The sequence below is a fragment of the Vibrio sp. V43_P6S15P86 genome (genome assembly GCF_009904725.1).
GTDB classification, from domain to species: Bacteria; Pseudomonadota; Gammaproteobacteria; order Enterobacterales; family Vibrionaceae; genus Vibrio; species Vibrio diabolicus.
Window position 1 is genome coordinate 1 of sequence record NZ_WXWT01000106.1, and the last position, 5,190, is coordinate 5,190.

General features: G+C 44.3%; 6 protein-coding genes. 2 read left to right on the forward strand and 4 right to left on the reverse strand.

Features of this window, described 5'->3' with window-relative positions; all coding sequences use genetic code 11:
* Positions 1-132: 132 nt before the first annotated feature.
* The 3 genes from CAG69_RS04425 to CAG69_RS04435 are packed head-to-tail and all read right to left on the reverse strand — an operon-like array spanning position 133 to position 2,989.
* Positions 133-927 (reverse strand): metal ABC transporter permease, encoded by a 795-nt coding sequence (locus CAG69_RS04425; RefSeq protein WP_130546403.1) that lies wholly within the window; start codon positions 925-927, stop codon positions 133-135.
* A 3-nt stretch (positions 928-930) separates the two neighbouring features.
* Entirely contained in the window at positions 931-1,857 is a 927-nt protein-coding gene (locus tag CAG69_RS04430; protein ID WP_161442919.1) for a metal ABC transporter solute-binding protein, Zn/Mn family, read from the reverse strand.
* Entirely contained in the window at positions 1,847-2,989 is a 1,143-nt protein-coding gene (locus tag CAG69_RS04435; RefSeq protein WP_161442921.1) for a hypothetical protein, read from the reverse strand. Before CAG69_RS04435 ends, CAG69_RS04430 begins: the two co-directional genes overlap by 11 nt.
* A 207-nt stretch (positions 2,990-3,196) precedes the next feature.
* Here CAG69_RS04435 and CAG69_RS04440 point away from each other — a divergent pair, with 207 nt between their 5' ends.
* The gene (locus CAG69_RS04440; protein WP_161442924.1) at positions 3,197-3,868 is read left to right on the forward strand and encodes a cupin domain-containing protein; all 672 of its coding nucleotides are present in this window, start codon (positions 3,197-3,199) and stop codon (positions 3,866-3,868) included.
* Positions 3,869-3,941: 73 nt separating this feature from the next.
* Here the strand turns inward: CAG69_RS04440 and CAG69_RS04445 are convergent, their stop codons facing one another.
* Positions 3,942-4,181 carry a YdcH family protein gene (locus CAG69_RS04445; protein WP_005373737.1) on the reverse strand — a complete coding sequence of 80 codons (240 nt, stop codon included), beginning with the start codon at positions 4,179-4,181 and terminating at the stop codon, positions 3,942-3,944.
* A 228-nt stretch (positions 4,182-4,409) separates the two neighbouring features.
* Here CAG69_RS04445 and CAG69_RS04450 point away from each other — a divergent pair.
* Positions 4,410-5,190 (forward strand): SDR family NAD(P)-dependent oxidoreductase (locus CAG69_RS04450; RefSeq protein ID WP_161442926.1); only part of this gene is annotated, 781 nt, incomplete at its 3' end.

A 5,190-nucleotide genomic window follows, 5' to 3' on the forward strand; every position in this document is an offset into this window, starting at 1 on the left:
TGATGACTATGGCAAGATCAACGTAAGAAAGTGTGTTGGAAGGCGCAAAGTTACACGATTGGAGGACTTGGATAGAAAAGTATTGGTCTGATTAATCAAATACTACTTCATCAGACCAATATTACTTGTCTCTTAATCTCTTACAAAAGCTGGTTTTGTTATTTTCACCAGAAAAGGCTGAAGCAAGAGATTAAACAACATGCCAGCAATAAACAGGGTGATCACAATACTCGCACCACTCGGTAAGTCATAGCGAGCCGATGCGGCAATACCCGATAAGATCCCAACAATACCAATGCTGATACTAGCGACAAAGAATCGAGTTCCCTTCAATGCTGCCGCACATAAAGCTGGAATCACCAACAAAGCAAATTCTAAATAAATGCCGGTTAACTTGACCGTAATGGGCATCAGAATAGCAAAGATCAGATAAAAACCACTACCGCGCATAAACGCAGGTTTTAACCAAACTAATAGCAACATCGCAGCGGTAATGAGTGCCAAAGGCCAAACGTCTGCCCAAGTCGCCCATAACAGTTGCCCATTAAGAATGCCTTGAATAAAGTCTCCGCCGTGTGGGTCTTTGCTCACCAGCAGGATCGCCAGCGATGCAGACACCACAAACAAGCTGCCAATCATGGGCTCTAAATGTTGCTGGTATCGTTTCTCCATTAAGGCAATCAAACCGCAAAGCATCAAAGACATCACCCAAGGGCCAATCATTTCGCCAAAGAATGAGCCTGAGAACAGCGCGTATTGGCTCAACCAGTAGTGGCTTAGTGCTGCCCCCAATGCCGCGACTTGCGCCACCGCCAAATCTATAAAGATGATCTGACGATTAAGAACTTGTTGCCCCAGAACGATGTTGCCAACCAACGCAATTAAACCACAAAAAACCGCAGGTAAAAGCCATGCATAATCCGCCATGACTTAGATCTTCACAGGAACGGGTGGCACTAACACACCCAGTAAATCATCAATGACCTGATCGTACATCTCATCCAAGCTTTCACCCTCAGAAACGGTCAATGGCAGTTGAATCACAGGTTTGCCAGTATGATCTCGCAACCAGTTCGCTGGACGCTGATCCTGATGAGAGGAGTAAACAATCGCATCAAAACTGTCAGCATCTAACTTGGTAAGTGATTGCAGGTGAGATGTGGTCAGTGAAATGCCCGGTTTAGGTTCGAGATCGGCAATCTGCTTCATTCCGAGCCAATCGTACAAATAACGATACGTCGCGTGATAACCGACAACTTGCTTACCCTTTAAAGCCGCCCCTTTCTCATTCCATTCTTTAAGCTTTTTACGCCAATGAGCACGAAACTTCATACCATTCACTTGGTAACTTTGTGCGTTGTCGGGATCAATCGCTTTTAGGCGCTCCGTGACTTTACGAGATAATGGAATCATGTCATTTGCCGCAAATTGAACATGTGGGTTACCGTGAGCGTGTATATCTCCCATGCTACGGTCAACGTGAGCATGAGTATCTAACATGCGCACGAAGTCCGTCGCGTAGATCATGCTCGGCGCACCATTTTGCACCGCCGCATTGCTGCTACGAACTTGCAGCATAGGTAACCACCCCACCTCTAGCTCTGCTCCCGAACACATTGCCATGTCCGCTTGGCGCATCTTCGCAATCAAAGAAGGACGAGCTTGTACGTAATGTGGGTCTTGCTTAGCCGTTGTCGCTGAATAAATACTGGCATCTGGCGCGTGGCTTTCAAGAAAGGCTTTCCATTCTGGCTCACAAACGAAAATGTTTAGAGCCAAAGCAGGCGAAGAGATGATGGCAGCTCCTGCTGCCATCATCACCAAGCTGCATTTATTCAATGTCAGCTTAGAACGCATGAGCACCGTGCGCTCCAAATGTCATCACGTATTGCAGAGTGAACACGTTGTCTGTCTCACTGTCTTGGTTATCAATGCGAGTGTATTGCGCACGGATAGTACCGAAATGAGAAGAATCCCATGCGATCATCGCATCCATTTCTTTATCATTCAGCTCAGTAAAATGCATGTGGTCGCCGTGTGCATGACCATCGTAGCTTTCTGCTTCGCCGTAACGTAGACCAGCTGACCAGCTTGGGTTGAAGCGATAAACGCCCGAAACATAGTATGCGCTTAAGTTGTCTGGTGACTCTGCATCGTTTTTATATTTGCTGTCTACCACACCGTCTAACAGCATGTATTCAGCCGATAGCGTGAAGTTGCTGTATTTGTAATTACCGTCTGGTGCCCATTTCCAAACAAAATCAGCACCGTAAAGGTTCGCACCTGTCACTGCTGCGCCATGATGGTGATCGTGATCATGCTCTTCTTCATGACCGTGGTCGTGATCTTCGAATTCTTTAACCTTGCCGTTTTCGTTGCGCAGGTAACTTAAACCAAACTGCCAACTTGAAGATTCGGAGAAGTCATTCCCAAGCTTCAGCGTCGTGGTGTACACGCCAACTTCAGAACCATCTTCGACAGAAGACATTTTGCTACCACTGAGCGCTTCTACACCAAGTTTTACATAAAGGTCGGTTGGCAACACGATGTTTGCACGTACACCATCATCGTAGTAGTGCGAGCCAAGGAAAGTACGATAAGCAATTGGACGCTCAACAAAGCTATCGGTGTGCATGTGTTGGTTATTCAGATAACCAAAGTCAGATAGAAATCGGCCAGCGCGCACATTTACACCATATGGCAATGCCAAAGTTTCGATGAATGCCTCTTCAAGCTCTAATTCTGTCTCATCACCATGACTTTCAAGAACCGCGGTCAATGCGCCGTAAAACTTGTCGTCGATATTTGATGAGAAGTTTAATTCCGTATGGCCTAGACCAAAGCCTTCTTCGCGCTCAGAATTATGACGTTGGCCATCTTGGTAGTAGCCATCAACAACAACACCAATCTGTGGGTTCGATAGTGTGTCGGCAAAAACAGGGGATGCAAAAATGCTACCGATCACGAGAGACACCAATTTCTTATTCACTACTTTTTCCTTTTTGTTATGTTATAACATTTAATTTTTCGATGTTATAATATAACAATTCTCATTACACAAGCAGAAATTTAAATTAGGCTCCGATTTCATGTTCGTACTCAATCCATGAATTGGGCTATCAACAAATGAATCAATTGATGTTTTTATACGTATACTAATGAGAATTAGTAATTAAATAAGTAACGGAATTTCAATATGTTGAATATGGATTTTTCAAAAAGAATCGTGATAGATACTGCTCAACAGGAATGGATCGCTAGCCCTTCCAAAGGTGTGTGGCGCAAACCTTTGGAACGAGAAGCCAAAGAATCAGGGCATACCACCAGCGTCGTTAAGTACGAGCCAAATTCGCAGTTTTCGACTCATCCTCACCCTCAAGGAGAAGAAATATTGGTGCTCGAGGGAGTATTCTCTGACGAATACGGTGACTACCCTGCCGGCACTTACCTTCGTAACCCTCCAGGAAGTCAACACGCACCATTTAGCAAAGAAGGCTGTGTGATTTTAGTTAAACTAAATCAGTTCGAATCTGAGGATCTTGAAACAGTTCGCATTAATACAAACCACGCGAGCTGGCAGAGTGGTGTCGGTGGGTTGCAAGTCATGCCGCTGCATAATTTTGAGCACGAACATGTCGCGTTGGTTAAATGGCCAAAAGGTGAGAAGTTTCAACCACACCGTCACTTTGGTGGCGAAGAAATTTTCGTATTGTCAGGAGAGTTTAGAGACGAGCTCGGTACCTATCCCGCTCTCTCTTGGATTCGAAGCCCACATATGAGTGAGCATTTTCCTTTTGTAGAGCAAGAAACGATCATTTGGGTAAAAACTGGTCACCTGCCGCTCCAAGCTCCTGCTCAGCACTCCTAATGTTGTAATACTTGGCATCGTCCCTTGAAACTAAAATCGGCCCGCAATTTACGAGCCGATGATCATTGCGTCGCTAAGAGCCCATAATTCTCGAGTGGAGCCAGTCTTTGAGCTCAGCCCGGTTATGTTTTAACACGTTCATTTCGTGATCATCAATCGGGCTTCCTTGAAGTTCTAGTACGCGGATTTCCTTATCTAAAGCATTGTAGTTTTTAACGGTTTCAGCAAATGATGCATCGTTTTCGGTAAGCTGAGTAATGGTATCCAAATGTTCTGGGAATTCATGAGTTAATGAGTGATTTTCACCTAACATAGAGACCTCTTGGCTATTATTTGAGTACAAACTAGTGCCTAATTTTTGAGCACCACATGTATAACCGTAGCATCTAATGAGACGTTAATTCGTCGCACCGTCCACAAAAAGAACAACAAAGTTATTTTCAATTTTTCCTAGAAAGTGTTTTCTTTTTAGTCTCAATAGTCGAATGCAAAAGATGCCACTATGATCGTTCTATAATAACCCTCAACAATGAGAGCGATCATGCGAAAGACAATTCTAGTTACTGGATCTACTGACGGTATTGGTTTAGAAACCGCGAAAATGTTAATTAACCGTGAACAACACGTAATAATCCATGGCCGGAATATAGAGAAAGTTCAACAAGTTGAGCAAAGTTTGGGGGAGATGAAAAGTGGTAAAGTTGAAAGCCTTGTTGCTGATTTGTCCTCTCCCAATGCGGTAAAACAGATAGTGATGGAGATAACAGAACGGTTCAATCGTTTAGACGTCATCATTAACAATGCTGGTGTGTACGCAACACCAAATCCAAGAACTAAAGAGGGTCTTGATGTACGCTTCGCAGTCAACACCATTGCTCCCTATTTACTCACTAGAGAGCTATTGCCGTTGCTCGGTGATACGGGTCGTGTGGTTAATTTGTCTTCAGCTGCACAAACAACAGTAAACACTAGCGCTTTAGTCGGTAATAAACCATTGTCAGATGGCGAAGCATATGCCCAAAGCAAATTGGCATTAACGATGTGGTCACGAGCAATCGGACTAAAGCTTAAGGACACTGGCCCTATGTTGGTATCAGTAAACCCAAAATCATTCCTTGGTAGTAAGATGGTTAAAGATGCTTATGGGGTTGCTGGTGGTGATATCCGCTTAGGAGCAGATATTCTAACTCGCGCTGCGCTATCAGAAGAGTTTGCTCAAGCGCATGGTATGTACTTCGATAATGACATTGAAGCATTCGCGCCCCCACACCCTGATGCATTAGATCAAAGCAAAACACAGCAGATAATTGATAGTATTGAAT

Coding starts and splice junctions, on each gene's coding strand:
- CAG69_RS04430 (WP_161442919.1), bottom strand. CDS start 1,857: ATGCGTTCTAAGCTGACATTGAATAAATGCAGCTTGGTGATGATGGCA.
- CAG69_RS04440 (WP_161442924.1), top strand. CDS start 3,197: ATGTTGAATATGGATTTTTCAAAAAGAATCGTGATAGATACTGCTCAA.
- CAG69_RS04425 (WP_130546403.1), bottom strand. CDS start 927: ATGGCGGATTATGCATGGCTTTTACCTGCGGTTTTTTGTGGTTTAATT.
- CAG69_RS04445 (WP_005373737.1), bottom strand. CDS start 4,181: ATGTTAGGTGAAAATCACTCATTAACTCATGAATTCCCAGAACATTTG.